We start from the raw sequence: 25,050 nt of genomic DNA, 5'->3' as shown, positions 1-25,050 counted from the left end.
TTACTTCTTAGTAAGTTTACTTAAGAGTAAGGAGATTGCCATGGCTGACGAGGTCGATGGCATCGGAAGCGCCGAGAAAGGCACCGCGAAGGGTGCCGAGAAGATCGCGGCGCTCGACTTCGCGAGCGTCACGCCCGAGGAGTTCGCGCGGATCGTGAAGGGGCTCTCCAGCAAGGAGATCGCCGACATCGCCCGCGACGGCGAGCTGCGCACCCGCGTCCTGCAGGAGGTCTTCGGACGCATGGAGCGGCAGTTCAAGCCCGAGACCGCGGGATCCCTGAAGGCGCTCATCCGCTGGAAGGTCACGGGCAGCGGCGACAACGACGAGGCGGTGTACGAGACGGACATCGCCGACGGCACCTGCACCGTCCGCGAGGGCCGCTCGAACGCCGAGCCGCGCGTCACGCTCATCATGGGCGACGCCGAGTTCCTCAAGCTGGTCTCCGGAAACGCCTCCCCCGTCACCATGTTCATGATGCGCAAGGTGAAGATCGCGGGCGATGTGGCCCTCGCGTCCGGGCTCACGCGGTACTTCGACATCCCCAAGGTCTGAGGAGCGCGCCATGGCCTTCTCCCTCGAACTGACCGAGGAACAGCGGGACCTGCGCGACTGGGTGCACGGCTTCGCGGCCGGCGTCGTGCGGCCCGCCGCCGCCGAGTGGGACGAGCGCGAGGAGACCCCGTGGCCCGTCATCCAGGAGGCGGCGAAGATCGGGCTCTACGGCTTCGAGTCGCTGGCCGACCTGTTCGGCGACCCCTCGGGGCTCTCCCTGCAGATCGCCAACGAAGAGCTGTTCTGGGGCGACGCGGGCATCGGCATGGCCCTGTTCGGCACGTCGCTCGCCGTCGCCGGGATCTTCTCCGCGGGCACGCCGGACCAGTTGGCGGAGTGGGTGCCGCAGTGCTTCGGGGACGAGGACGACCCGAAGGTCGCGGCGTTCTGCGTCTCCGAGCCCGAGGCGGGCTCGGACGTCTCCGCCCTGCGGACCCGCGCCACGTACGACCAGGCACGTGACGAGTGGGTGCTCACCGGGCAGAAGGCGTGGATCACCAACGGCGGCATCGCGAACGTGCACGTCGTGGTGGCGTCGGTGGACCCCTCGCTGGGCGCGCGCGGGCAGGCGGCGTTCGTCGTGCCGCCGGGCACGCGCGGGCTCGAAGGGGGCAAGAAGATACGGAAGTTGGGGCTGCGGGCCTCGCACACCGCGGATGTCTTCCTGGACGACGTACGCGTGCCGGGGAGCTGTCTGCTGGGCGGCAAGGAGCGCCTCGACGCGCGCCTCGCGCGGGCCCGGGAGGGCACCACGGGCACCACGGGCACCACGGGCACCGCCGGAGCTCGGGGCCAGGCCGCCATGGCCACCTTCGAGGTCAGCAGGCCCACCGTGGGCGCGCAGGCGCTCGGCATCGCCCGCGCCGCCTACGAGTACGCCCTCGACTACGCCGGCGAGCGCGTCGCCTTCGGCCGGCCGATCATCGAGAACCAGGCCATCGCGTTCGCCCTCGCCGATCTGCGGACCGAGATCGAGGCCGTCAGGCTGCTGATCTGGCAGGCCGCGTGGATGGCGCGCAACGACAAGGTCTTCGACGCGGGGCAGGGCTCGATGTCCAAGCTGCGGGCCGGGGAACTCGCGGTGGCCGCCAGTGAGAAGGCCGTGCAGGTGCTGGGAGGCGCGGGGTACAGCAGGGAGCATCCGGTCGAGCGGATGTACCGGGACGCGAAGATCTACACGATCTTTGAGGGCACCAGCGAGATACAGCGGCTGGTGATCGCGCGGGCCATCTCCGGCCGACAGATCCGCTGATCGCCTCCGGCGGGGCGCCCCGGGATTCACGTCATCCCCTGCGGGGCGCCCCGGGGTTTACGTCGTTCCCCGCGGGGCGCCCCGCGGCCCTGCCCCCGCGGTCGCCTTACTCAAGCACTTGTTGACCTGCGCCGATGTAGCGCTCATGACGACTTCTGTGCAGAGCGACGCGCGTACCTCCGTCCCCGGCGCCCGATCCGCCGCCGGGCCGTCGCCGGGAGCGCTCGGGCGATGGCGGGGCCGCGCCCGCCTCGGGCTCTGTCTGCTGCCCGCGCTCGTCATCGGCCTCGCGGGGTTCCAGCGGCGGTGGATGTCCGACGACGGGCACATCTACGTGCGTACGGTGCGCCAGGTCCTCGCGGGCAACGGGCCCGTCTTCAACCCCGGGGAGCGGGCCGAGTCGTCCACCGGCACCCTGTGGCAGTGGCTGCTCGTGGCGGGCGGGGCGACGGGGGCCGACATCGCGACCGCGGCGATGTACGGCGGGCTGCTGCTCACCGTCGCGGGCTTCGCGCTCGCCGGGCTCGGGGTGCTGCGGCTGCGCGGCGACGAGCCCCGATTCCTCGTCCCCTGCGGGGCGTTGGTGCTGCTCGCGCTGCCGCCCGTCTGGGACTTCGCCACCTCGGGGCTGGAGACGGGGCTCGCCACCTGCTGGCTCGCGGGGGCCTGGCTCGCGCTCGTCGCACGGCCGCGGTCGCTCGCGACGTGCGCGGTCCTCGGGCTCGGTCCCCTGGTGCGGCCCGACTTGGCGCTGGTCTCGGTGGTCTTCCTGGCCGCGCAGTGGGTGACGGTGCGGCCCTCGTGGCGCGGGGCACTCGCGGGGGCCGGTGCCGCGGGCGCGCTGCCCGTCTCGTACGAGATCTTCCGCATGGGGTACTACGGCCATCTGATGCCGCTGCCCGGCGTCACCAAGGAGGCCTCGCGGAGCCTGTGGGGGCGCGGGGCCGGGTACCTCTGGGACTTCGTCGGGCCGTACGCGGTGTGGCTGCCGCTGCTGCTCGTCCTTGCCGGCGTGCTGGCGTCGGGACGCGTCCGGGTGCCGGTTCCTGCGCTCGCCCCGGTCGTCGCGGGGACGCTGTGCTGGGTCTACGTCATCAAGGTGGGCGGCGACTTCATGCACGGGCGGATGTTCCTGCCGGGGCTGCTGCTGATGCTGCTGCCCGTCTTCCTGGTGCCCGTCACGCGCGCGTGGAGCATCGTCGCGGCGGGCGTCGCCGTGTGGGCCGTGGCGTGCGCGAGCGTGCTGCGGGTGCCGTACGAGGGGCGGATCGGCCCTGCGGGGATCGCCGACGAACGCGGCGTGTACGTACGCCAGAACGCCGCACCGCATCCCCTGCACCACGACTTCGCGGGCCAGCCGGGGAACAGGGCGTACGCCGTGCTCGTGCGGGACAGGGCACGGGTCGGCGCGCCCACGTTGCTCCTGGCCAGGACGCCGGTGGCGGGCAGCACGCCGGGAGTGACGGGCGTCTACAACACGCTCGGCTTCAGCGGCTCCGTCGTCCCGCTGTCCGGCGCCGCCCTCGACCCCATCGGGCTCGCCTACCCTCTCGCGGCCCACTCGGAGGGCATCAACGGCCGTGTGGGGCACGACAAACGACTGCCCGACGAGTGGATCGTCGCCGAGCGCGGCGCCGCCGAGCTGCCGGAGGGCCTCGACCCCGCCCGTGTCGACGCCGCCCGCCGGGCCCTGCGCTGCGGGCCCCTCGCCGAGCTGCGGGAGGCCACACGGGCGCCGATGACTGCGGGGCGGTTCTGGCGGAATCTGACGGGCGCCGTGGAGCGCACGTCGTTCCGCTTCCCCAACGATCCGGTGCGCGCGGAGAGGGAGTTGTGCGGGCGGGGGCGGTGAGGCCGTCCGGCAGAGCGCCTAGCCCACCGCAGAGCGCCCTAGCCCGCCAGGGAATCTCCGGGCCTGATCTCGCCCCGGGGCGACTCCGGCGACTTCGGGGTGGGCTCCCCTCCCATGAGCCGTGCCGCCCGGTCGATGGCGAGCGACAGGTCGCTCACCGACTTCTCCCCCAGGCCCAACACGCGCGCTCGGGAGGCGAGTTCGGCCAGGGGCGGGGTGGCGGGCAGCGGAGTGTGGCCCTCGGCACCGACGTGGCCGCCGCCGGTCCCGGAGCGCAGACTGTCCGCGAAGTAGGCGGCCACGGCGGCGACTTGGAGCCCGCCGTCCGCCTTCCACAGGTCGCCTTCCAGGTCGGCCGCCTCGATCCGGCCCGATTCCTCGTGCGGGGCCCGGCTGTCCGGGTCGAGCCAGCGCACGCTCGCCGTGGCCAGGTGGCCCGTGGCGCCCGGCTTGGCCCGCACCGCGTACAGCGCCGTCACCGTGTGGCCCGGGCCGACCTCGCCGCCGTCCACCGAGTCGTCGCGGAAGTCGTCGTCGGCGACGTCGCGGTTCTCGTAGCCGATGAGGCGGAACTGCTCGACGGTCTCCGGGTCGAAGGCGACCTGCGCCTTCGCGTCGCGGGCGCGCAGCTCGATGTTGGCCGGGAGCTGCTCGCAGAAGACCTTGCGGGCGTCGTCGTCGTTCGACACGTACGTGGTGTGGCCGTCGCCCTTGTCGGCGAGCCGCTCCATCAGGGCGTCGCCGTAGTCGCTGCCGACGCCGACCCCGAAGAGGGTGATGCCGTGCTCGCTGCGGGCGTCGGAGATGCGCTCAAGGATGGCGTCGGCGTCGGTCTCGCCGGTGTTCGCGAGGGCGTCGGAGAGCAGCACGACACGGTTGGTCGCGCCTTCCTTCTTGCCGCGCACCGCGGTGTCGTAGCCGGTGGTGACGCCCGCTTCGAGGTTGGTGGACTGGGTGGGTTCGAGGCGGTCGACGGCCTCGTGCGCGCGGGAGCGGCCGTCTCCGCCGTCGCGGTCGCCGAGTCGGGTCATCGGCAGGACCGTCTCGGCGGTGTCGCTGAAGGTGACGAGCGCGATCGAGTCGTCGGGGCGCAGCTCGTCGGTCATGATGCCGAGGGACTTCTTGACGAGGTCGAGGCGGCCCGGCTCGGCCATCGACCCGGAGACGTCGATGACGAAGGTCAGGGCGGCGGGCGGGCGTTCGGCACCGTCCCTGTCGCCGCCGGTGGCGAGGCCGACGCGCAGCAGGGACCAGTCGCGGTCGCCGGTGCGGGCGCCGTCGACGCTCACCGAGAAGCCGTCGCCGTCGGGGCGCGGATAGTCCTGGCGGAAGCTGTTGACGAACTCCTCGGGGCGGACCGTCGACGGGTCGGGCAGCCGCCCCTCGGCGAGGGTGCGGCGCGCGAAGCCGTAGCTCGCGGTGTCGACGTCCAGGGCGAAGGTGGAGAGGTAGTCGGGTGCGTACTCCCGCTCCTTGCCGTCCTGTTGGTCGCCGGGGGTCGCGGCTTCGCCGGTCCCGGGTGCGTCGGGCGCGGGCAGCGGCGCGCTGCCGTTCTCCCGGCTCTTGTCGTCGGCGGTGGCGCTGTTGTCGCTGGTGCCTCCGCCGCTGCAGCCGGTGAGCAGCAGGCTGCCCGCCATGGCCACGGCGAGCAGCCCGTGCCGTATCTTCCGGGTCCGCATCTCTCCCCCTTGAGTCGTCGGCTTTCCTGACTGTGACGTGGGGGACGCCTCGAACGATCGTCACAGGACGTTGCGGATCCGTCTCGATGCGGCTACGGCGGCGGCTTCACGGGGCCATGCCCCTCGGGTTCACGGACCACGCCCCCAAAGTCACGACACCACGTCCTTGCGCGCGAACCCCCGGAAGGCCAGCGCGAACAGCACCAGTGCGTACGTCACCGAGATCGCGCAGCCCTGGATCATGCCGCCCCACTCGGGGCGCGGCTGGATGGCGTCGGCCCAGGCGAACTGCCAGTGCGCGGGCAGGAAGTCGCGCCAGCCGCCGAGCGCCGTCACCGCGTCCAGGACGTTCCCCACGATGGTGAGGCCGACCGCGCCGCCGACCGCGCCGAGCGGGGCGTCGGTCTTCGTCGACAGCCAGAACGCGAGGCCCGCGGTGACCAGTTGGGAGACGAAGACGTACGCGACGACGATCAGGAGCCGCTGGGCTGCCGTGCCCGCCGGGAGTGTGCCGCCGGTGGGGATCTCCAGCGGCCCCCAGCCGTACGCCAGCGTGCCGATCGCGAGGCCGACCAGAGGAAGCAGCAGCATGGCCGCGGCGCTGAGGCCGAGCGCGACGGCGAGCTTGGACCAGAGCAGCCGGGCCCGCGGCACGGGCGCGGCAAGCAGATAGCGCAGCGACGACCAGCTCGCCTCGGAGGCGACGGTGTCCCCGCAGAACAGCGCGACGGGGATGACGAGCAGGAAGCCCGCCGACACGAACAGGCACGTCGCCGCGAAGTTCGTGCCGGACGCGGTGGCGGTGTCCATCAGTGTCACCGCGTCGTTGCGCTCGCCCGGCGATCCCGCGACGGCGAACGCGATGACGAGCACGACGGGCAGCAGCGCCATGATGCCGCCCATCACCAGCGTGCGGCGCCGCTTCAGCTGGCGGACCGCCTCGACCCGCAGCGGCAGGGTGCGGCCCGCGCGGTAGCCGGGCGCGGTCGGGCGCTCCAGGGTGGGGGCGCTCATGCGCTGCCTCCGATCAGGGTCAGGAACGCGTCTTCGAGGCGGCGGTGCGGGCCCATGGACTCCACGGGCACTTCCAGGCGCACCAGTTCGGGAAGCAGCCGGGCGGCGCTCGCGCCCTCGGTGCCGTCGAGCACCACCAGGAGACCGCCGTCCACGCGCACGGCGGAGGCCACCCCGGGCAGCGCCGCGACCTTGTCGACCAGCGGGTCCGGGACGTCGGACGCGAGGCCCACCAGGAGCGTGTCCCCGGAGCCGACGATCTCGGCGACCGGGCCCGCCTGGACGAGCCGGCCACGGTCCATGACGACCAGGTGCGTGCAGGACTGCTCGACCTCGGCGAGGAGGTGGCTGGAGACGATGACCGTGCGTCCGCCGCGCGCGTACCGGATCATGACCTCGCGCATCTCGCGGATCTGCGGCGGGTCGAGGCCGTTCGTCGGCTCGTCCAGGATCAGCAGGTCCGGCAGGCCGAGCATGGCCTGGGCGATGGCGAGGCGCTGCCGCATGCCCTGCGAGTAGGTGCGTACCGCGCGGGCCAGGGCGTCGCCGAGGCCGGCGATCTCCAACGCCTCCTCCAGATGGGCGTCTTCGGCCGGTCGGCCCGTGGCCTTCCAATACAGCTCCAGGTTCTCGCGGCCCGAGAGGTGGGGCAGGAACCCGGCGCCCTCGACGAACGCGCCGACCCGCGAGAGGACGGGCGCCCCCGGCCTGATCGCCTGCCCGAAGACGCGGATCTCGCCCGCGTCGGGCCTGATCAGGCCCATGAGCATGCGCAGGGTCGTCGTCTTGCCCGCGCCGTTCGGCCCCAGGAGGCCGAGGACCTGGCCCTTCTCGACGCGGAAGGAGACGTCACGGACCGCGTACCGTTCGCTGGACCTTGCGTACCGCTTGCTCAAGTCGGTGATCTGGAGCGGCACTTCGGCGAGCTCCGGGTCGGGCGCGGGCGCGGTCGTCCTGCGGCGCGCGGTGACCAGCAGGCCCAGCGCGATCACGGCACCCGCGACCGGCAGCCACCACACCCACGAGGGCAGCGGGGCGGCGGCGGTCTCCACGCCGGGCGCCGTCGGCACCGTGAGGCCGCCCTTGAGGGAGACGGTGTACGTGGCGGGCTCGGCCGGTGAGGCGTACCCGAGGTCGGTCGAGGCGAGGACGAGGCGGAGGCGGTGGCCCTTCTGCACTTCGTAGTCCACGGCGGGCAGGGTCAGCTCGACGTCCTTGCCGCCCTTGGTTCCCTCGATCCGCACCGGGGCGACCAGTTGGGAGGGCAGGACCTGCTGGGTGCCGTCAGGACCGACGTCGTACACCTTGGCGAAGAGCACGGTGTCCTCGCCGGAGGACTTCACATGGGCCCGCACCTTCGGTGTGCCGGTGATCCGCAGGTCGCCGTCGAGGGGCTTCGACTCGAAGCGTGCGTACTGCCCGGGGAAGTCCAGGGACACACCGACGCCGAGCGAGGACAGCCGGGAGAGCGAGCCGCCGCCGATGCCGGGGAGCGAGGAGATCGCGGGCGGGCTCGCGCCCGCGGGGTTGTCGAAGGTCTGCTCGCGCCCGGCGAGCCGCACCTCGCGCCGACCGCTGTCCAGACCCGGATAGCGGTCGTCGCTCGCGCCCCGCAGCTGCGCGGCGCCGTCGGTGGAGTCGATGCCTCCGGTGCGCGTGACGCGGAACGCCGGGCCCGTGTCGACGCCCTTCTCATCCTTGAGGTAGCGGTCGAACCATGCCCCGACCCGTCGCTCCACGCGATCCTGCTCGCGCTCGCCGCCGTCGTGCCCGCCCGCGATCCAGTCGACGGACACGGGGGCGTGGTTGGCGCGGATCGCCTTGGCCATGGCGTCGGCCTGGCCGAGCGGGAAGAGCGAGTCGGTCTGGCCCTGGGTGATGAGGGTGGGCACCTTGATGCGGTCGGCGACGGCGGAGGGGCTGCGCTCGGCGAGCGTCTTGCGCGCCGCCGCGTCGGGCTTGCCGGCCACCGCCACGCGCTCGTACGTCTCGCACAGCCGCTTCTCGAACTGGTCGCAGCCGCCGCTGGTGTTGACGAAGATCCCGGTCCAGAGCTTCTTGAAGACGCCGTCGGGGAACAGCGAGTCCGCGAGGTTCCAGTACGTGACCTGGGGGGCGATCGCGTCCACCCGCTCGTCGTACCCGGCGGAGAGCAGGGACGCCGCTCCCCCGTACGACGCTCCGGTGATGCCCACGCGCGGGTCGCCGTCCGCGTCGAGGCGCACCTCGGGGCGGGTGGCCAGCCAGTCGATCAGCTTGGAGACGTCGGCGATCTCGGTGTCGGGGTCGTTGAGGCCGATCTTGCCCGTGGACTTCCCGAAGCCGCGCGCGGACCAGGTCAGGACGGCATACCCGTCCCTCGCCAGATCCTCGGCCTGCTCGCGCACATCGCTCTTGCTGCCGCCGAAGCCGTGCCCGATGAGGACGGCGGGGCGCTTGGTGGAGGTGTCGCCCGCGGTGAAGTACGAGGTGTCGATCTTCACGCCGCCGGTGGCGACGAAGCGGTCCGAGCGGTGCACGGCCGGTCCTTCGTCCGAGGCCACCGCCGTCCACGTGCCGACACCGGCGAGCACCGCGACGGCGGCCGCGGCGGCGAGCAGCCTGCGCGGCCCGCGCGGCACGAGGGACCTGGCCCCCGGCAGTCGTAGATCCATGCCGTCAAAGGTACGGGCGCCGACTGACAACCGGGGCAGCCGCCGGGCTGAACCCCGTTGCCTCCCCCGGGAGTAGACGCCGCGCTCCACGTACCGCGATCGTGGTAGGCATGGAAATCAGACCCGCGACGACCGTGGCCGAGCTGACCGCCGCCGAGCACCTCTTCGACGGCCCGGTCCGCCCCGATGCGGCGCTGCGCTTCCTGGAGACCCCCGGTCACCACCTGTTCCTCGCGTACGACGACCCACACGGCGACGGCACTCCCGTCGGCTTCGTCAGCGGCGTCGAGACGATCCACCCCGACAAGGGCGCGGAGATGTTCCTGTACGAGCTCGGGGTCGCGGAGGGCCATCGGCGCCGCGGCACGGGCCGCGCCCTGGTCCACGCGCTGGCCGCGCTCGCGCGGGAACGGGGCTGCTACGGCATGTGGGTCGGCGTCGACACGGACAACGAGGCGGCGTCGGCGACGTATCGCAGTGCGGGCGGGAAGGACGAGGGGGAGTTCGCTTCGATCAACTGGAGCTTCGGGCAAGGCGCTTCCGGGAGCGCGTCCGGTCATGGGTGAATAGAGTCTTCACCCATGACATCCCGGGATTCCCTCGCCACCGGCCAGCGCTCGCTCGGCGACCCGTCCGTCCGCTTCCCCCTGTGGCCGCCGCTCACCGCCGGCTGCCCCGTCACCAGTACGGAGACCGTGTCGTACCCGGTCGAGGTCGACTACGCCTACGACAAGGTCCCCGCGGACCTCTTCACCACCGCGCCGGGGCGGCCGCGGGGCCACGAGCGGTGGGCCCCGCTCCTGCCCCCGCTGCACGCGCCGGGCCTCGGCGAGGGCGGCACGCCCCTCGTCCGGTTCGGCGACGGCCTCTGGATCAAGGACGAGTCCCGCAACCCGACGTGGAGCCACAAGGACCGCATCAACCGCGTCACGGTGAGCGCGGCGGTCGGCGCGGGCGCGGAGGGCATCGTCGTCGCCTCGTCCGGCAACCACGGGGCGTCCGCGGCGGCGTACGCGGCGCGGGCCGGGCTGCGGTGCGCCGTGCTGACCTCGACGGACACGCCGCCCGCGGTCGACGCGTTCCTGCGGGCGTACGGGGCCGTGGTGCTGCCCGTGCCGGTGGACGCGCGGTGGCCGCTGCTGCGGCGGATCGTGGAGCGGTTCGGCTACCACCCCGTCAGCAATGTGACGCCCACGCACACCGGGCACGGGTTCGGGCCCGAGGGCTACAAGACCGTCGCGTACGAGATCTACGCGGAACTCGGCGTTCCGGCGGCGGTGTTCGTGCCCACGGGGTACGGAGAGCTGCTCTTCGGCGTCTGGAAGGGCTTCGCGGAGCTGGTCGCGCTCGGCGTCACCGATCGGGTGCCGCGGGTCTTCGGCTGTGAGCCGGCGGTCGGGGGGCCGTTGGCGGCGGCGGTGCGGGGCGGGGTGCCCGCGACGCGGGTTCCTGTCGGCGAGACGGCGGCGTACGCGATCAGCTCATCGGTCGGGGGGTATCGCGGGGTTGTCGCCGTGCGGGAGAGCGGGGGTGGGGCCCTGCTGGTCTCCGACGGGGAGATGGCCGCGGCGCGGGCGGAGTTGGCGCGGGGTGGGATGTGGGCGGAGGTGTCGGCCGCGGCGGGGCTTGCGGGGTATCGGCAGCAGGAGGCCGCCGGGCTCGATCTCGGCTCGGGGCCGGTGGTCTGCGTCTCCACGTCGAGCGGTTTCAAGGACCGTGACCTGCTGGCGAGTTCGGGGTCGGCGGGGCTGGATCCGGAGGACTGGGCGGAGGTGGAGCGGAGGGTGGAGGCGGGCGGGGGCTGAGGTCTGCCTCCGGCGGTTCCTTCCTCACGCGCCGGACGGGCTGAATGATCTCGGCCCGGGCTGAGCAGTATCAGCCCCTCCGGCGTTCGAGGAGCGGGGCCCGGGGCGGAGCTCCGGTTTCGGGAAGGGCCGGGCTTGGGGAAGAGAGACCGCTTGGGCCTCAGCCCAGGACAACCTCAGCCCCGCCCCTCCTCCGGCACCGTCACCAACCACCGCGTATCCCGCCGCGGCCGCAGGTACAGCGCCCAGTACAGCGTCGCCACCGCCACGATCCCCCCGGTCCACCCGAGGTACGAAAGCTCCTGCTGACTCAGCACGTACGCGAGCACCGCGATCAGAACCACCGGCACCGCAGGCCACAGCGGCATCCGCCAGGCCGTGCCCGTCCCGTGCGACCCCCGCCGCGCCATCAGCGCGGCCACGGCCACCAGCAGGTACATGCCGGTCACGGAGACCCCGGTCACCCCGTACAGCGTGTCCAGGTTGACGAAGCACAGCAGCGCACCCGGCACGCCCACCAGCAGCGTCGCCACCCACGGCGCCCCGGAGGCGCCCAGCTTCGACAGCGCCTTGTTCACCGGCGAGGGCCACGCCCTGTCCCGCGCGGAGGCGAACAGGACGCGGGAGTTCTGGATGACCATGACGATGCCCGCGTTGATGATCGCGAGGGCCACGCAGAGGCTGACGAACGTACCGACCGCCGAGCTGGACCAGGCCGTCACCATCGCGCTGATGTCGCCTTCGGTCAGCGCCGTCAGGCTCTCGGCGCCCATGGTGATGGCGACCACCGGCACCAGGATGATCACGGAGGAGATGCCGAGGGTGGCGAGGACGGTGCGCGCGACGTTGCGGCGCGGGTTCTCCATCTCCTCGGAGAGGTAGACCGCCGTGGAGAAGCCCTGCGTGACGAAGAGGGCGATGGCGAGACCGGAGACGATCAGCATGGCCGTGACGGTGTCGACCCCGCCGGAGCCACCGGCCCCCGAGCCGGACCCCGACGCCACCGTCAGGTCCACCAGGCTGCCCGCGCCCCGCTCGGCGTGCGTGAAGCCGAGGACGGCCACGACACCCGCCGCCACGACTTCGAGGACCAGGAAGATGCCGGTGATCCACGCGTTGGCCCGCAGGTCGAGCAGGCCCGCGAGGGTCGCGAGGATCATGACGCCCGCGCCCGCGTAGGAGGGGTCGAGGTGGATCACGGGCGCCAGATAGTCGGCCGTGCCCATGGCGATCACGGGCGGGACGATCATCACGACCAGCAGCGACAGGACGAAGACCAGCCAGCCGGCCAGGCGCCCCGCCATCGTGGACACCATCGCGTACTCGCCGCCCGCGCTGGGGATGAGCGTGCCGAGCTCGGAGTAGCAGAACGCGACGCCCACGCAGAGCAGCGAGCCGATGGCGATGGTGAGCGCGGTGGCGGTGCCGAGCGAGGAGAAGAGGTCGGGGACGACCACGAAGAGCGTGGAGGCGGGCGTCACGCACGACAGCGTGAGGAGGGTGCCGCCGACGACGCCGATGGAGCGCTTGAGCTTCTGGGGACTGCCCGGGTCCGTCGGGACCGCCGGGGACGCCGGGGACGCGGTCTCGGGTGACTGGAGCGGGCGAAGCGTATCGGTCATGGAGCGCGGTTCCGATCGACTCGTGCGGCAGAGTTCCGGCGGGAGCGCTATCGCCTCCGAAGGCTGTTGAGCTGCGTTTTCTGTGGCTCCCGGCGGGTCATGCAACCCCGGCGGTAACCAGCACGTCAACGGTCATTCGCCTACGGAATCCGCAGGTGCGCGCACGCCCAAGTCACCTGGCTTTCCAAAGGGTTTGCACCCTGGGGTGGCAATGAACATCCCGAAGCCGCAATTGACCTTGCCTTCGCAGGCATACCGACTCGGAAGCTTTCGGTGCCCGAATTGCACCCTGTGCACGGGAACCGCAAAAGGCTCGTCAAAAAAGAAACGGTGCCGTCCGGAATCCGGACGGCACCGCTCCACTCTCGGTTACGAAAACCTGACTCAGTGCGTCGGATGCAGCCTGTACGACGCGTCGAGATCCCGTACCTCCACCGAGTACGTCGCCCCTTCGACGCCCGACAGATGCTTGCCCAGCAGCGCGAGCACGTCCTCGGAGAGCCTCGCCTTCACGCCGCTCACGCGCCCCGCGAGCAGGCCCACAGTGACATGCACGAAGGGGGCCTCGGGCCTGCCGTCCACGAAGGCCGCACCGGGGCGGCAGAACGTCTTGCCGACCCCCACCGAGTCCACCCGCTCCACGACCAGCGGATGCAGCTCCGCCACCAGGGCGGGCAGATCCAGGACGCCGGACAGGGTGTCGGCGTAGTCGATGTCGATGTGCGGCATGCTCACGGCCTCTCGTGTAGTGCACACGCATCGTAGAACCACGGGCCGACGCAGAAGCCCCCGGCCAGGAAGGCCGGGGGCTCACAGACCCTGGGGGTGCCTCAGTGGTTGCGCGGGAAGCCCAGGTCCACCCCGGCCGGCGCGTCCGACGGGTCCGGCCAGCGCGTGGTGACGACCTTGCCGCGGGTGTAGAAGTGCGTGCCGTCGTTGCCGTAGATGTGGTGGTCGCCGAAGAGCGAGTCCTTCCAGCCGCCGAAGGAGTGGTACCCGACCGGCACCGGGATCGGGACGTTCACGCCGACCATGCCCGCCTCGATCTCCAGCTGGAAGCGGCGGGCCGCGCCGCCGTCGCGGGTGAAGATCGCGGTGCCGTTGCCGAACGGCGAGGCGTTCATGAGCGCCACGCCCTCCTCGTACGTGTCCACGCGCAGCACGCACAGGACCGGGCCGAAGATCTCGTCCTGGTAGGCCTTGGCGGTCGTCGGGACGCGGTCGAGCAGCGAGAGGCCGATCCAGTGGCCGTCCTCGTGGCCCTCCACGGTGTAGCCGGTGCCGTCGAGGACGACCTCGCAGCCCTCGGCCGCGGCGCCCGTGACGTACGAGGCGACCTTGTCCCGGTGGGCGGCCGTGATGAGCGGGCCCATCTCGGAGGTCGGGTCGGTGCCGGGACCGATCTTGATCTTCTCGGCACGCTCCTTGATCTTCGCGACGAGCTCGTCGGCGACCGAACCGACCGCGACGACCGCGGAGATGGCCATGCAGCGCTCGCCCGCGGAGCCGTAGGCAGCGGAGACGGCGGCGTCGGCGGCCGCGTCCAGATCGGCGTCCGGCAGGACCAGCATGTGGTTCTTGGCGCCGCCGAGCGCCTGCACGCGCTTGCCGTTGGCGGAGGCGGTGGTGTGGATGTGGCGGGCGATCGGGGTCGAGCCCACGAAGGAGACGGCCGAGACGTCCGGGTGCTCGAGGAGGCGGTCCACGGCGACCTTGTCACCGTGCACGACGTTGAACACGCCGTCGGGCAGACCGGCCTCGCTCAGGAGCTCCGCGATCTTCATCGACGCGGACGGGTCCTTCTCGCTCGGCTTGAGCACGAAGGTGTTGCCGCACGCGATGGCCAGCGGGAACATCCACATCGGCACCATGGCCGGGAAGTTGAACGGCGTGATGCCGGCGACGACGCCCAGCGGCTGGCGGATGGACGACACGTCCACGCGACTCGCCACCTCCGTCGACAGCTCGCCCTTCAGCTGCACGGTGATGCCGCAGGCCAGGTCGACGATCTCCAGGCCGCGGGCGACCTCGCCGAGCGCGTCCGAGTGCACCTTGCCGTGCTCGGCGACGATCAGCTCGGCGATGGCGTCGCGGTTGGCGTCGAGCAGCGCGCGGAACTTGAAGAGGATCGCGGTGCGCTTGGCGAGCGAGGAGGTGCCCCAGGTCGCGAAGGCCTCGCGGGCGCAGGCGACGGCCGCGTCGACCTCGTCCACGGATGCGAAGGCGACCTGCGTGGTGACGGCGCCGGTCGCCGGATCGGTGACCGGGCCGTACGTTCCGGACGCGCCCGCAGCCCTTTCAACGGGCTTTCCACCGATCCAGTGATTGACGGTCTTCGTCATGACAAGCATCCCTACTCTCACAGGTGGCGGCGTCGGGCAGTGACGTGCCGGTCGTACTCTTCCCTGGCCTTGACCGCGGACACCCGGGTCGCCGTCTCGGCCACGGGCACATCCCACCACGCCTGTGCCGGGGGCGGGCCCGACACTGTGTCTGCCGTTTCCGTCTCCACATAGACACATGTGGGACGGTCTGCGCCGCGCGCTTCGCGCAGCGCCTCGCGCAGGTCGCGCACGGTCTTGGCACGCAGCACCCGCATCCCGAGCGAGGCGGCGTTGGCGGCGAGGTCGACGGGCAGCGGGCCCCCCGTGTACGTCCCGTCCGGCGCCCGGAAGCGGTAGGCGGTGCCGAACCGCTCGCCGCCCACGGACGCCGAGAGGCCGCCGATGGAGGCGTACCCGTGGTTCTGCAGGATCACGACCTTGATCGGGACGTTCTCCTGGACGGCCGTGACGATCTCCGTCGGGTTCATCAGATACGTGCCGTCGCCGACCAGCGCCCACACGGGCCGCTCCGGCGCGGCGAGCGCGACACCGATCGACGCGGGAATCTCGTATCCCATGCAGGAGTAGCCGTACTCGACGTGGTACTGCCGCGGCGACCGCGCCCGCCAGAGCTTGTGCAGATCGCCGGGGAGCGACCCCGCGGCGTTGATCACGACGTCCTCGTCCGTCACCAACTCGTCCAGGATGCCGAGGACCTGGGCCTGGGTGGGGCGCACGTCCGGCTCGTCCGCCTGGAAGGCGGCGTCGACGCGCTGCTCCCAGCGCTCCTTGTCGTCGGAGTACTCGACGGCGTAGGCGGGCTCGACGCGGTGGCCGCGCAGCGCTTCCGTGAGCGCGTCGAGGCCCGAACGCGCGTCGGCGACCAGGGTGGCGCCCGCCATCTTGTGGCCGTCGAAGGAGGCGATGTTGAGGTTGAGGAAGCGCACGGCGGGCGCCTCGAAGAGCGTGCCCGATGCCGTGGTGAAGTCGCTGTACCGGGTGCCGACGCCGATCACCAGGTCGGCGGTGCGGGCCAGTTCGTTGGCGGTGGCCGTCCCGGTGTGCCCGATGCCCCCGACGTCCGCCGGGTGGTCGAAGCGCAGGGAGCCCTTGCCCGCCTGGGTGGAGGCGACGGGGATGCCGGTCGCCTCGGCGAGCGCCTTGAGCGCGTCCTCGGCGGCGCTGTGGTGGACGCCGCCGCCCGCGACGATCAGGGGGCGCCGCGCCTCGCGCACCGCGCTCGCGGCGGCGGTCAGTTCGCGCGGATCGGGCGCGGGGCGGCGCACCGTCCACACCCGCTCGGCGAAGAACTCATCGGGCCAGTCGTACGCCTCCGTCTGCACGTCCTGCGGCAAGGCGAGCGTGACGGCGCCGGTCTCGACGGGGTCGGTGAGCACCCGCATCGCGGCGAGCGCGGCGGGGATCAGCGCCTCGGGGCGACCCACGCGGTCGAAGTACCGCGAGACGGGGCGCAGGCAGTCGTTGACCGACACGTCGCCCGCACCGGGGACTTCGAGCTGCTGGAGGACCGGGTCGGCGGGCCGGGTCGCGAAGGTGTCGCCGGGCAGCAGCAGGACGGGCAGCCGGTTGACGGTGGCGAGCGCGGCGCCGGTGACCAGGTTGGTGGCGCCGGGCCCGATGGAGGTCGTCACGGCGTGCGTGGACAGGCGGCCGCGCTGGCGTGCGTACCCGACCGCGGCGTGCACCATGGCCTGTTCGTTGCGGCCCTGGTGGAACGGCATGTCGTCGGCGTACTCCACGAGTGCCTGTCCGATCCCCGCGACGTTGCCGTGCCCGAAGATGCCCCAGGTGGCGCCGATCAGCCGGTGCCGTTCGCCGTCCCGCTCGGTGAACTGCCGTGCCAGGAACCGGACAAGGGCCTGGGCCGTGGTGAGCCGGGTCATCGATATCCCTCCGTGTGGTCGGGGTGGAAGCAGATCCGCCACTCCCTCTCCTCACCAGGTCCCGCCATCACATTCAGGTAGTACATCGCGTGGCCTGGCTGGGCGATCGACGGCCCGTGCCAGCCGTCGGGCACGAGGACGGCGTCCCCGGTGCGCACCTCGGCGAGGACGTCGGTGCCGCCCGCGCGGGACGGGAAGACCCGCTGGTAGCCGAGGCCGTCGCGGCCACCGGTCGCCTCGATCTCGAAGTAGTAGATCTCCTCCAGCTCGGCCTCGACGCCGGGGCGGTGCTCATCGTGCTTGTGCGGCGGGTACGAGGACCAGTTGCCGCCCGGCGTGATCACCTCGACCGCGATGAGCCGGTCGCAGTCGAAGGCGTCGGCGGACGCGAAGTTCCGGACCTCGCGGGCACAGGTGCCGCTGCCGCGGCTCTCGACGGGGACCTCCGGCGCGGAGCCGTAGCGGGCGGGGAGTCGACGCTCGCACTTCGCTCCTGCCAGGGCGAAGCGGCCTCCCGCGCCGGAGGCGATCTGGATCCGGGCATCCCGGGGAACGTAAGCGAAGTCGGTGACTCCGCTGAACACGCTCTCCCTGCCCAGCAGTTCGATGATCTCGCCTTCCGTGTGCACCGTACAGCCGCCGGTCAGCGGGAGCACGATCCATTCACTCTCTCCGGTGGCGAAGGAGTGCCGTCCGCCCGGCTCGATCTCGACGACGCGCAGGTGGGAGTAGTCCCAACCGGCCCGTTTCGGATCGATGTCGAGGGCGTACGGCCCTTCGGCCGCACTCCCTTTCGGTACGTACGTCATGGGGGCCTCCTTGCCTCCTCGGCCTGGACGCGGCCTGTTGCCCTGCTACAGCAGTCCTACGGCGGTGTCGACCGCCCCCGCCACGTCCCCGTCGGGCGGGTAGAGCAGAGCTCTTCCCACGACGAGACCCCGCACGGTGGGCAGTTGCAGGGCGCCGCGCCACTTCTCGAACGCGGCGACCGCGCCCCCGGCATCGTTGCCGATGTCGCCGCCGAGCAGCACCGCCGGCAGGGTCGAGGTCTCCATGACGCGCGCCATGTCGTCGGGGTTCTCGGTGACGGGGACCTTCAGCCAGGTGTACGCGGAGGTCCCCGCGAGCCCGGAGGCGATGGCGATGGAGCGCGTGACGGCGTCGGCGCTCAGGTCGTTGCGGGGCGCCCCCGTGCCCTGGCGGCGGGTCAGGAACGGCTCGACGAACACCGGAAGGCCGAGCTCCGCCATGGCGTCGACGGTGCGGGCCGCGGAGTGCAGGGTGGTCAGCGATCCCGGGTCCTCGTAGTCGACGCGGAGCAGCAGCTTGCCCGCGTCGAAGCCGAGCCGTTCGATGTCCTCGGGGCGGTACCCCGTGAACCGGTCGTCCAGTTCGAAGGAGGCCCCCGCGAGGCCCCCGCGGTTCATCGACCCCATGACGACCTTGCCGTCCAGGGCGCCGAGCAGGAGCAGGTCGTCGAGCACGTCGGCACTGGCGAGCACACCGTCGACCCCGGGCCGCGAGAGCGCGAGACAGAGCCGCTCCAGGAGGTCCCCGCGGTTGGCCATGGCAAGGGGATCGCTCCCCACGCCGAGCGACCCGCGCGCGGGGTGGTCGGCGGCCACGATCATCAGCCGCCCGCCGTCCCCGAGGAGGGGTCGCCGGGGACGACGGGCGGCGGCTTCGGCGATGGCTTCGGGGTGCTGCGCGCGAATGCGGCACAGTTCGCTCACGTCGACGACGTCGAGCCCGGTCACGTGACGGCCCCCGCTTCCACCGCGGCAAGGACCTCGTCGGGGAACGGCATCGCGGAAGAACACTCCAGGCGGGACGCCACGATCGCGCCCGCCGCGTTCGCGTACCGCATGATCCGTGCCAAGTCCCAGCCGGCAAGGAGCCCATGGCACAGCGCCCCGCCGAACGCGTCGCCCGCCCCGAGGCCGTTGAGGACCTCCACCGGCAGCGGCGGCACTTCGGCGGACTCCCCCGCGCGGTTCATCGCGAGGACCCCCTTGGGCCCCTGCTTCACGACGGCGAGTTCGACGCCCGCGTCCAGCAACACCCGCGCCGCCGCGAACGGTTCGCGCTCCCCCGTGGCGATCTCCACCTCGTCGAGGTTACCGACGGCCACGGTGGCGTGCGCGAGGGCGGCGGCGTAGTGGGGTCGTGCGGCATCGGGATCCGCCCAGAACATCGGCCGCCAGTCCAGGTCGAACACGGTGATTCCCGACCGCGCGCGGCGGGCGAGCGCCGCCAGCGTCGCCGAACGGCTCGGCTCCGCGCACAGCCCCGTACCCGTCATCCAGAAGATCCGCGCCGCCGCGATCGCGTCGAGGTCGAGCTCGCTCTCGCGGATCTCCAGGTCGGGCGCCTTCGGCAGCCGGTAGAAGTACAGCGGGAAGTCGTCCGGCGGGAAGACCTCGCAGAACGTCACCGGCGTCGGCAGACCCGCGACGCCGCTCACCCAGCGGTCGTCGACGCCGAACTCCCGCAGCGCCCGGTGCAGATACGCGCCGAAGGGGTCCTCGCCGGTGCGCGTGACGACGGCGACCCGGCGCCCGAGACGCGCCGCGGCGACCGCGACATTGCTCGCCGAGCCGCCGAGGAACTTCCCGAACGTGGTGACCTCGGCGAGGGGCACCCCGGCCTGCAGGGGATACAGGTCCACCCCGATCCGGCCCATGGTGATGACGTCATAGGGATCGACGTCATAGGGATCGACGTCGTACGGATCGGTCACCCTGCACGTCCCCTCTCCGGGCCCGGTCGGTCGTCTCCCCCAGGTCTAATCCCGCCCCAGGAGCCCTGTCAACATTTTGTCCTTACATTCGGACCAGTCCTTGACACTCTTCCGAGGGGGCCTGGAGGCTTGCCGGTATGACGACGCTGTCTCGCATCCGGATCGGTTCGGCGCCCGACTCGTGGGGCGTGTGGTTCCCCGAGGATCCCCGACAGGTGCCCTGGCACCGGTTCCTCGACGAGGTCGCGGAGTCCGGGTACGAGTGGATCGAGCTCGGCCCGTACGGCTATCTGCCCACCGACCCCGCCCTGCTGAGGGCCGAGACCGAGCGGCGCGGCCTCAAGGTGTCCGCGGGCACGGTCTTCACCGGGCTGCACCACGGCCCCGCCGTCTGGGACAGGACCTGGGCGCACGTCGCGGACAACGCCGCGCTCGCGCAGGCGATGGGCGCCGAACACCTCGTCGTCATCCCCTCCTTCTGGCGCGACGACAAGACCGGCGAGGTCCTGGAGGACCGCGTGCTCACGCCCGCACAATGGCGTGAACTGACCACCCAGACCGAGCGCCTGGCGCGCGAGGTCCGCGAGCGGTACGGCCTGCGCGTCGTCGTCCACCCGCACGCGGACACGCACATCGACAGCGAGGAGAACGTCACCCGCTTCCTCGACGCCACCGACCCCGACCTCGTCTCGCTCTGCCTGGACACCGGCCACTACGCCTACTGCGGCGGCGACAACGTCAAGCTCATCGAGACGTACGGCGAACGCATCGGCTATCTGCACCTCAAGCAGGTCGACCCGGATGTCCTCGCCGAAGTGCGGGCCCAGGAGGTGCCGTTCGGCCCCGCGGTGGCGCGCGGCGTGATGTGCGAGCCGCCTGCCGGGGTGCCCGCCCTGGAGCCCGTCCTCGCCGCGGCACAGCAGCTGGGCGTCGAGCTCTTCGCCATCGTGGAGCAGGACATGTACCCCTGCGAGCCGGACAGGCCGCTGCCGATCGCCCGCCGCACCCGCGCCTTCCTGCGGTCGTGCGGAGCCTGACGGCGACAGACGTCCTGCGGGCTCCCGACGGGCAGTGGGAGATCGCCCTCGCGCGCCCGCACCCGCGCCTGCGCCCCGGCGTGATCAGCTACCGCGGGCTGCGGCTCACGATGACCGGACCGCGCAGACGCCTTGAGGTGCCGATCGGCGCGGTGACCCTGATGCTCGGCTTCGACCGGCCCTTACGGATCTCCGGCGTCAGCGGCTCCGGCGGCGCGCGGCCCGTGCGCCCCGCGGTGTCGCTCGTCTCGGTGCTCTCCGGCCTCGGCACGACGCCGGTGCTCGGCGAGCACGACGGGCGCCTCGCGGGCATCGAGGTGCTGCTCGCGCCCTGGGCCGCCTCCACGCTCTTCGGCACCGCGCTGCACGAACTGGCCGACCGCACCCTCGACCCCGACGCGCTCGGCGTGCGGCCGGGCCGGGGCCGCTGGGACAGCATCGCCGAACTGGCCGCGGCGCTCGGCGCGTCGCCGTCGTGGCGGGCGCGGTTCGACCTCCTTGACGACGTGTTCGCCCGCTGGTCCGATGAGGGCCCGCCGCCATCGGCGCGGACCGTGCGGGCCTGGAGTGAGCTCGTGCGCTCCCGGGGCACCGCCCCCGTCGGGCACCTCGCCGAGGAAGTCGGCTGGAGCGTGCGCCAGTTGGAGAACCGCTTCCGGGAGCAGATCGGCATCGGCCCCAAGGCGGCGGCGCGGGTCCTGCGGCTGCAGCGGGCCCGCGCGATGCTCGCGGCAGGACGCGGCCAGGCGGAGACGGCGGCGGTCTGCGGCTACTACGACCAGGCGCATCTGAGCGGCGAGTTCAAGGCGATGACGGGGTGCACACCGCGCCAGTTCACGGCGGCGCGACGGACGGGCCCGGTGCCCCGGTCCGGGCCGCCGTCGAACGACCGGCTCGACGGCGAGCCCACGAGCCTGGTGCTGCCCGCGGGGGCCGCCGCGCCCGGTGCGCTTTTTTCCAAGACCCGCGGGCGGCGCTGACGGCACTCTGTGGCCCTTGAGCCAACTGGCGCGGGGGAACCCGCTCACCTCTGTGCCGGGAGCCGGAGGGGACGCGGGGAAGCCGGTGGGCCGGACCCGGCGCAGCGGGCCCGGCCCACCTCGGCTTGTGCTCACACCGCCCGCACCGCTCGCACCGCCACGCGGACCAGCACGCGCACACCGCTCGCACCGCCACGCGCGCACCACCACGCTCACGCCGCTCGCGCGCCGGAGCAACGCGCTGCACTGATGCGTCTCTTCCGTCACAAACACTCTCTTCCTGTCACACATGTCTCGCGTACGCGGGTCTTGCGTCACAGGGAGTCGACAGCCGCTCCCCTGCACTCACCGGGCGTCGTTCACCGGGCACAGGCTGAGTGATCGCCGCGCGCCGCGCCCAGCTCCCCCGTCGGCCTCTCCGGCCGCTCTGGGCGCGCACGCAGGGAGGTGCACTGATGACCGACCGCAGGCTCTGGTCGTACAAGGAGATCGCCGCGCACATCCGGGTGCAACCCGACACCGTGCGCTCCTACCGCAAGCACGGACTGCTGCCCGCCCCCGACCACGTGGAGAGCGGCAAGCCGTTCTGGTACGCGGACACGATCCGCGCCTGGGTCGCTTCCCGCCCGGGCAACCGCGGGCGCAGAGACTGAACGGCACACGCCGACCTCGTTGAGAAATACCCCCTAGGGGTATAGTGTGGAGTGCGTCAGGAGGTCACCGGGGGTTGCCGGGGCCCTCCTGCACGCTACGCCGCACCTGGACACACGCCTTCCGAGGAGAACCGATATGAGCGCCCAGACCGAGCTTCCGCAGGCCGAGACGACCGGCTCCTGCTGCTCCCCCTCCGGTTCCTGCCACTCCGGCGCCACCGCCGGGACCCCGCAGGGCGCCGTCACCACCGTGTACGAGGTGACGGGCATGACCTGTGGGCACTGCGAGGGCGCCGTCTCCAGCGAGATCTCGGAGATCGCGGGCGTCGACTCCGTCAAGGCCGTGGCCGCGACCGGCGAGGTCACCGTGGTCTCCGCGGCACCCCTTGACGAGGCCGCGGTGCGCGCCGCCGTCGACGAGGCGGGCTACGAGCTCGTCGGCGTCAAGGCCTGAACCCCCGCGGGCGCAGGGCTGACCGGCACTCCGCCGGGTACCCCGGGCCCTGTGGCGTCGAGACCGACACCACAGGGCCCGCCGCCGTTCCACCACCCCGGAAGCAGTACGAAAGAGCCATGACCGAAGTCTCCGAAGTCGAACTCGCCGTCGGCGGGATGACGTGCGCTTCCTGCTCGTCCCGCATCGAGAAGAAGCTGAACCGCATGGAGGGCGTGACCGCCTCGGTCAACCTCGCCACGGAGAAGGCCAAGGTCGAGTACGCCGACGGGGTCGAGGTCGCCCAGCTGATCGCCCAGATCGAGAAGCTGGGCTACAGCGCCGAGGAGATCCTGCCGCCCGCCCCCGAGCCGGAGGACGGCGGCGCCCCGGCCCCGACCACCGCCGACATCACCGAGCCCGACACCCTGCGGCAGCGCCTGATCGTCTCCGCGCTCCTCTCACTGCCCGTCGTGCTGCTCGCGATGGTCCCCGCCCTGCAGTTCGACAACTGGCAGTGGCTCTCGCTGACGCTGGCCGCGCCGGTCGTCGTCTGGGGCGGACTGCCCTTCCACCGGGCGGCCTTCACCAACCTGCGGCACGCGTCGGCGACCATGGACACCCTCGTCTCGGTCGGCACGCTCGCCGCCTTCGGCTGGTCGCTGTGGGCGCTGTTCCTCGGAGACGCCGGGATGCCGGGGATGCGGCACGGCTTCGACTTCACCGTCGCGCCAGGGGAAGGCGCCTCGACGATCTATCTCGAAGTCGCCGCGGGCGTCATCACGTTCATCCTGCTCGGGCGCTGGCTGGAGGCCCGCTCCAAGCGGAAGGCGGGCTCGGCGCTGCGCGCCCTCCTGGAGCTGGGCGCGAAGGACGTGGTGGTGCTGCGGGAGGGCAGGGAGACACGGATTCCGGTCGGGCAACTGGCCGTCGGGGACCACTTCGTCGTACGCCCCGGAGAGACCGTCGCGACCGACGGCACCGTCGTCGAGGGCACATCCGCGGTCGACGCCTCGATGCTGACCGGCGAGTCCGTGCCGGTCGACGTGGGCGCGGGCGACGCCGTCACCGGGGCGACCGTGAACACCTCGGGGCGCCTGGTGGTGCGGGCCACGCGCGTCGGCTCGGACACCCAACTGGCGCGGATGGCGCGGCTCGTCGAGGACGCGCAGACCGGCAAGGCCCAGGTGCAGCGCCTCGCGGACCGCATCGCGGGAGTCTTCGTGCCGGCGGTCATGCTCATCGCGGTCGGCACGCTCGGCGGCTGGCTGGGCGCCACGGGCGACGCGACCGCCGCGTTCACCGCGGCCGTCGCCGTCCTGATCATCGCCTGCCCCTGCGCGCTCGGCCTCGCCACGCCGACCGCCCTGATGGTCGGCACGGGGCGCGGCGCCCAACTCGGCATCCTCATCAAGGGCCCCGAGGTCCTGGAGTCCACGCGCCGCGTCGACACCGTCGCCCTGGACAAGACCGGGACGGTGACCACGGGCCGCATGGAGCTGAAGGACGTGTGCGTCGCCGGGGACACCCAGGAGAGGCAGCTGCTGCGCCTCGCGGGCGCCCTGGAGCACGCCTCCGAGCACCCGATCGCACGGGCCGTCGCGGCGGGCGCCGCCGAGCGCCTGGGCATCGGCGACGGTGAACTCCCGGCGACCGAACGGTTCGAGAACGTCGCCGGGTTCGGGGTGCGCGGCACGGTGGAGGGGCACGCAGTGCTTGCGGGACGCGAGCGGCTCCTCGCGGACGCGGGCGTCACGGGCCTGGAGGCCGTCGCCAAGCTGAGGGCCGACGCGGAGGCGGCGGGTCGCACCGCCGTCCTGGTCGCCTGGGACGGGGCCGCGCGGGGCGTCCTGACCGTCGCGGACACTCCGAAGGAGACCAGCGCCGAGGCGGTGCGCGAGCTGCGCGCGCTCGGCCTCACGCCGGTGCTGCTCACGGGCGACAACAAGGCCGTCGCGGACGCGGTCGCGCGGACGGTGGGCATCGCCCCCGAGGCCGTGTACGCGGAGGTCCTGCCGCAGGACAAGGTCGACGTCGTGAAGCGGCTGCAGGGCGAGGGCAAGGTCGTGGCGATGGTCGGGGACGGCGTGAACGACGCGGCGGCGCTGGCCACCGCCGATCTGGGCCTGGCGATGGGCACCGGCACGGACGCGGCGATCGAGGCGAGCGATCTGACGCTGGTGCGCGGGGACTTGCGGGTGGCGGCCGACGCCATCAGGCTCTCCCGGAAGACCCTCGCCACCATCAAGGGCAACCTCTTCTGGGCCTTCGGCTACAACGTCGCCGCGCTGCCGCTCGCCGCGGCCGGACTGCTGAACCCGATGATCGCGGGCGCCGCCATGGCGTTCTCCTCGGTCTTCGTGGTCACGAACAGTCTTCGCCTGAGGGCGTTCACATAAGCCCTTCACATGTCCGTTTCGACACCTTCACACCAGAGCCCCGATCCCCATATCGGGGCTCTTGCGCATGTACAGGACATATGCAAGAGACGCAGATCACAGTGATCCGAACGTAACCATTGAGGGGGGTCGCGAGTCTAATGGGGCGA

The 25,050-nt window shown here is 72.2% G+C and carries 20 protein-coding genes; 10 read left to right on the top strand and 10 right to left on the bottom strand.

Annotated features, from left to right (window positions below; translation table 11 throughout):
- Positions 1–40: 40 nt before the first annotated feature.
- The 3 genes from AB0B50_RS31910 (at position 41) to AB0B50_RS31900 (ending at position 3,657) form a co-directional block, all read left to right on the top strand.
- Positions 41–553, top strand: a complete 513-nt coding sequence (locus AB0B50_RS31910) for an SCP2 sterol-binding domain-containing protein (protein ID WP_362339268.1) — start codon at positions 41–43, stop codon at positions 551–553.
- Between the two features lie 10 nt (positions 554–563).
- A complete protein-coding gene (locus AB0B50_RS31905) occupies positions 564–1,805 on the top strand; it encodes an acyl-CoA dehydrogenase family protein (RefSeq protein ID WP_362339267.1) in 1,242 nt (413 codons plus the stop codon).
- 145 nt (positions 1,806–1,950) lie between these two features.
- The gene (locus tag AB0B50_RS31900) at positions 1,951–3,657 is read left to right on the top strand and encodes a hypothetical protein (protein ID WP_362339266.1); all 1,707 of its coding nucleotides are present in this window, start codon (positions 1,951–1,953) and stop codon (positions 3,655–3,657) included.
- A 38-nt stretch (positions 3,658–3,695) separates the two neighbouring features.
- On the opposite strand, the gene AB0B50_RS31895 is transcribed toward AB0B50_RS31900, so the two are convergent.
- The 3 genes from AB0B50_RS31895 to AB0B50_RS31885 all read right to left on the bottom strand — a co-directional run bounded on the left by AB0B50_RS31895 (position 3,696) and on the right by AB0B50_RS31885 (position 9,004).
- A complete protein-coding gene (locus tag AB0B50_RS31895; RefSeq protein WP_362339265.1) occupies positions 3,696–5,336 on the bottom strand; it encodes a von Willebrand factor type A domain-containing protein in 1,641 nt (546 codons plus the stop codon).
- A 150-nt stretch (positions 5,337–5,486) separates the two neighbouring features.
- A complete protein-coding gene (locus AB0B50_RS31890) occupies positions 5,487–6,350 on the bottom strand; it encodes an ABC transporter permease (protein ID WP_362339264.1) in 864 nt (287 codons plus the stop codon).
- A complete protein-coding gene (locus AB0B50_RS31885; protein WP_362339263.1) occupies positions 6,347–9,004 on the bottom strand; it encodes an alpha/beta fold hydrolase in 2,658 nt (885 codons plus the stop codon). Before AB0B50_RS31885 ends, AB0B50_RS31890 begins: the two co-directional genes overlap by 4 nt.
- A 110-nt stretch (positions 9,005–9,114) precedes the next feature.
- Between AB0B50_RS31885 and AB0B50_RS31880 the strand changes: the two genes are divergently transcribed.
- Both AB0B50_RS31880 and AB0B50_RS31875 read left to right on the top strand, forming a co-directional pair.
- The gene (locus tag AB0B50_RS31880; protein WP_362339262.1) at positions 9,115–9,570 is read left to right on the top strand and encodes a GNAT family N-acetyltransferase; all 456 of its coding nucleotides are present in this window, start codon (positions 9,115–9,117) and stop codon (positions 9,568–9,570) included.
- A gap of 15 nt (positions 9,571–9,585) precedes the next feature.
- On the top strand, positions 9,586–10,809 hold the full coding sequence (locus AB0B50_RS31875) for a pyridoxal-phosphate dependent enzyme (RefSeq protein ID WP_362339261.1): 1,224 nt from the start codon (positions 9,586–9,588) through the stop codon (positions 10,807–10,809).
- A gap of 176 nt (positions 10,810–10,985) precedes the next feature.
- Here AB0B50_RS31875 and AB0B50_RS31870 read toward each other — a convergent pair whose 3' ends face one another.
- From AB0B50_RS31870 to iolC, 7 genes are all read right to left on the bottom strand, one after another.
- Entirely contained in the window at positions 10,986–12,431 is a 1,446-nt protein-coding gene (locus AB0B50_RS31870) for an APC family permease (protein ID WP_362339260.1), read from the bottom strand.
- A 384-nt stretch (positions 12,432–12,815) separates the two neighbouring features.
- Positions 12,816–13,160: a 5-carboxymethyl-2-hydroxymuconate delta isomerase gene (locus AB0B50_RS31865; RefSeq protein ID WP_362339326.1), complete on the bottom strand. Its 345-nt coding sequence runs from the start codon at positions 13,158–13,160 to the stop codon at positions 12,816–12,818.
- Between the two features lie 101 nt (positions 13,161–13,261).
- Positions 13,262–14,773 (bottom strand): CoA-acylating methylmalonate-semialdehyde dehydrogenase, encoded by a 1,512-nt coding sequence (gene mmsA / locus AB0B50_RS31860; RefSeq protein WP_362339259.1) that lies wholly within the window; start codon positions 14,771–14,773, stop codon positions 13,262–13,264.
- A 17-nt stretch (positions 14,774–14,790) separates the two neighbouring features.
- Positions 14,791–16,659 (bottom strand): 3D-(3,5/4)-trihydroxycyclohexane-1,2-dione acylhydrolase (decyclizing), encoded by a 1,869-nt coding sequence (gene iolD, locus AB0B50_RS31855; protein WP_362339258.1) that lies wholly within the window; start codon positions 16,657–16,659, stop codon positions 14,791–14,793.
- Positions 16,656–17,468, bottom strand: coding sequence for a 5-deoxy-glucuronate isomerase (iolB, locus tag AB0B50_RS31850; RefSeq protein WP_362339257.1), 813 nt, complete (start codon positions 17,466–17,468; stop codon positions 16,656–16,658). Before iolB ends, iolD begins: the two co-directional genes overlap by 4 nt.
- Before the next feature lie 45 nt (positions 17,469–17,513).
- A complete protein-coding gene (locus tag AB0B50_RS31845; RefSeq protein WP_362339256.1) occupies positions 17,514–18,416 on the bottom strand; it encodes a deoxyribose-phosphate aldolase in 903 nt (300 codons plus the stop codon).
- Complete coding sequence (iolC, locus tag AB0B50_RS31840) at positions 18,413–19,399, bottom strand: 5-dehydro-2-deoxygluconokinase (protein ID WP_362339255.1); 987 nt, start codon at positions 19,397–19,399, stop codon at positions 18,413–18,415. Before iolC ends, AB0B50_RS31845 begins: the two co-directional genes overlap by 4 nt.
- A 137-nt stretch (positions 19,400–19,536) precedes the next feature.
- Here iolC and AB0B50_RS31835 point away from each other — a divergent pair, with 137 nt between their 5' ends.
- From AB0B50_RS31835 to AB0B50_RS31815, 5 genes are all read left to right on the top strand, one after another.
- Entirely contained in the window at positions 19,537–20,436 is a 900-nt protein-coding gene (locus AB0B50_RS31835) for a sugar phosphate isomerase/epimerase (protein WP_362339254.1), read from the top strand.
- Positions 20,437–20,546: 110 nt separating this feature from the next.
- The gene (locus tag AB0B50_RS31830; RefSeq protein WP_362339325.1) at positions 20,547–21,416 is read left to right on the top strand and encodes a helix-turn-helix domain-containing protein; all 870 of its coding nucleotides are present in this window, start codon (positions 20,547–20,549) and stop codon (positions 21,414–21,416) included.
- A 455-nt stretch (positions 21,417–21,871) separates the two neighbouring features.
- Complete coding sequence (locus AB0B50_RS31825) at positions 21,872–22,069, top strand: MarR family transcriptional regulator (RefSeq protein ID WP_362339253.1); 198 nt, start codon at positions 21,872–21,874, stop codon at positions 22,067–22,069.
- A 136-nt stretch (positions 22,070–22,205) separates the two neighbouring features.
- Positions 22,206–22,523 (top strand): heavy-metal-associated domain-containing protein, encoded by a 318-nt coding sequence (locus AB0B50_RS31820; RefSeq protein WP_362339252.1) that lies wholly within the window; start codon positions 22,206–22,208, stop codon positions 22,521–22,523.
- A gap of 119 nt (positions 22,524–22,642) precedes the next feature.
- The gene (locus AB0B50_RS31815; RefSeq protein ID WP_362339251.1) at positions 22,643–24,901 is read left to right on the top strand and encodes a heavy metal translocating P-type ATPase; all 2,259 of its coding nucleotides are present in this window, start codon (positions 22,643–22,645) and stop codon (positions 24,899–24,901) included.
- Positions 24,902–25,050 lie beyond the last annotated feature (149 nt).

This window comes from Streptomyces sp. NPDC041068 (genome assembly GCF_040647455.1).
Lineage (GTDB): Bacteria > Actinomycetota > Actinomycetes > Streptomycetales > Streptomycetaceae > Streptomyces.
The sequence above is the reverse complement of the archived record's forward strand: the minus strand, read 5'-3'. Positions and strand labels throughout refer to the sequence as shown.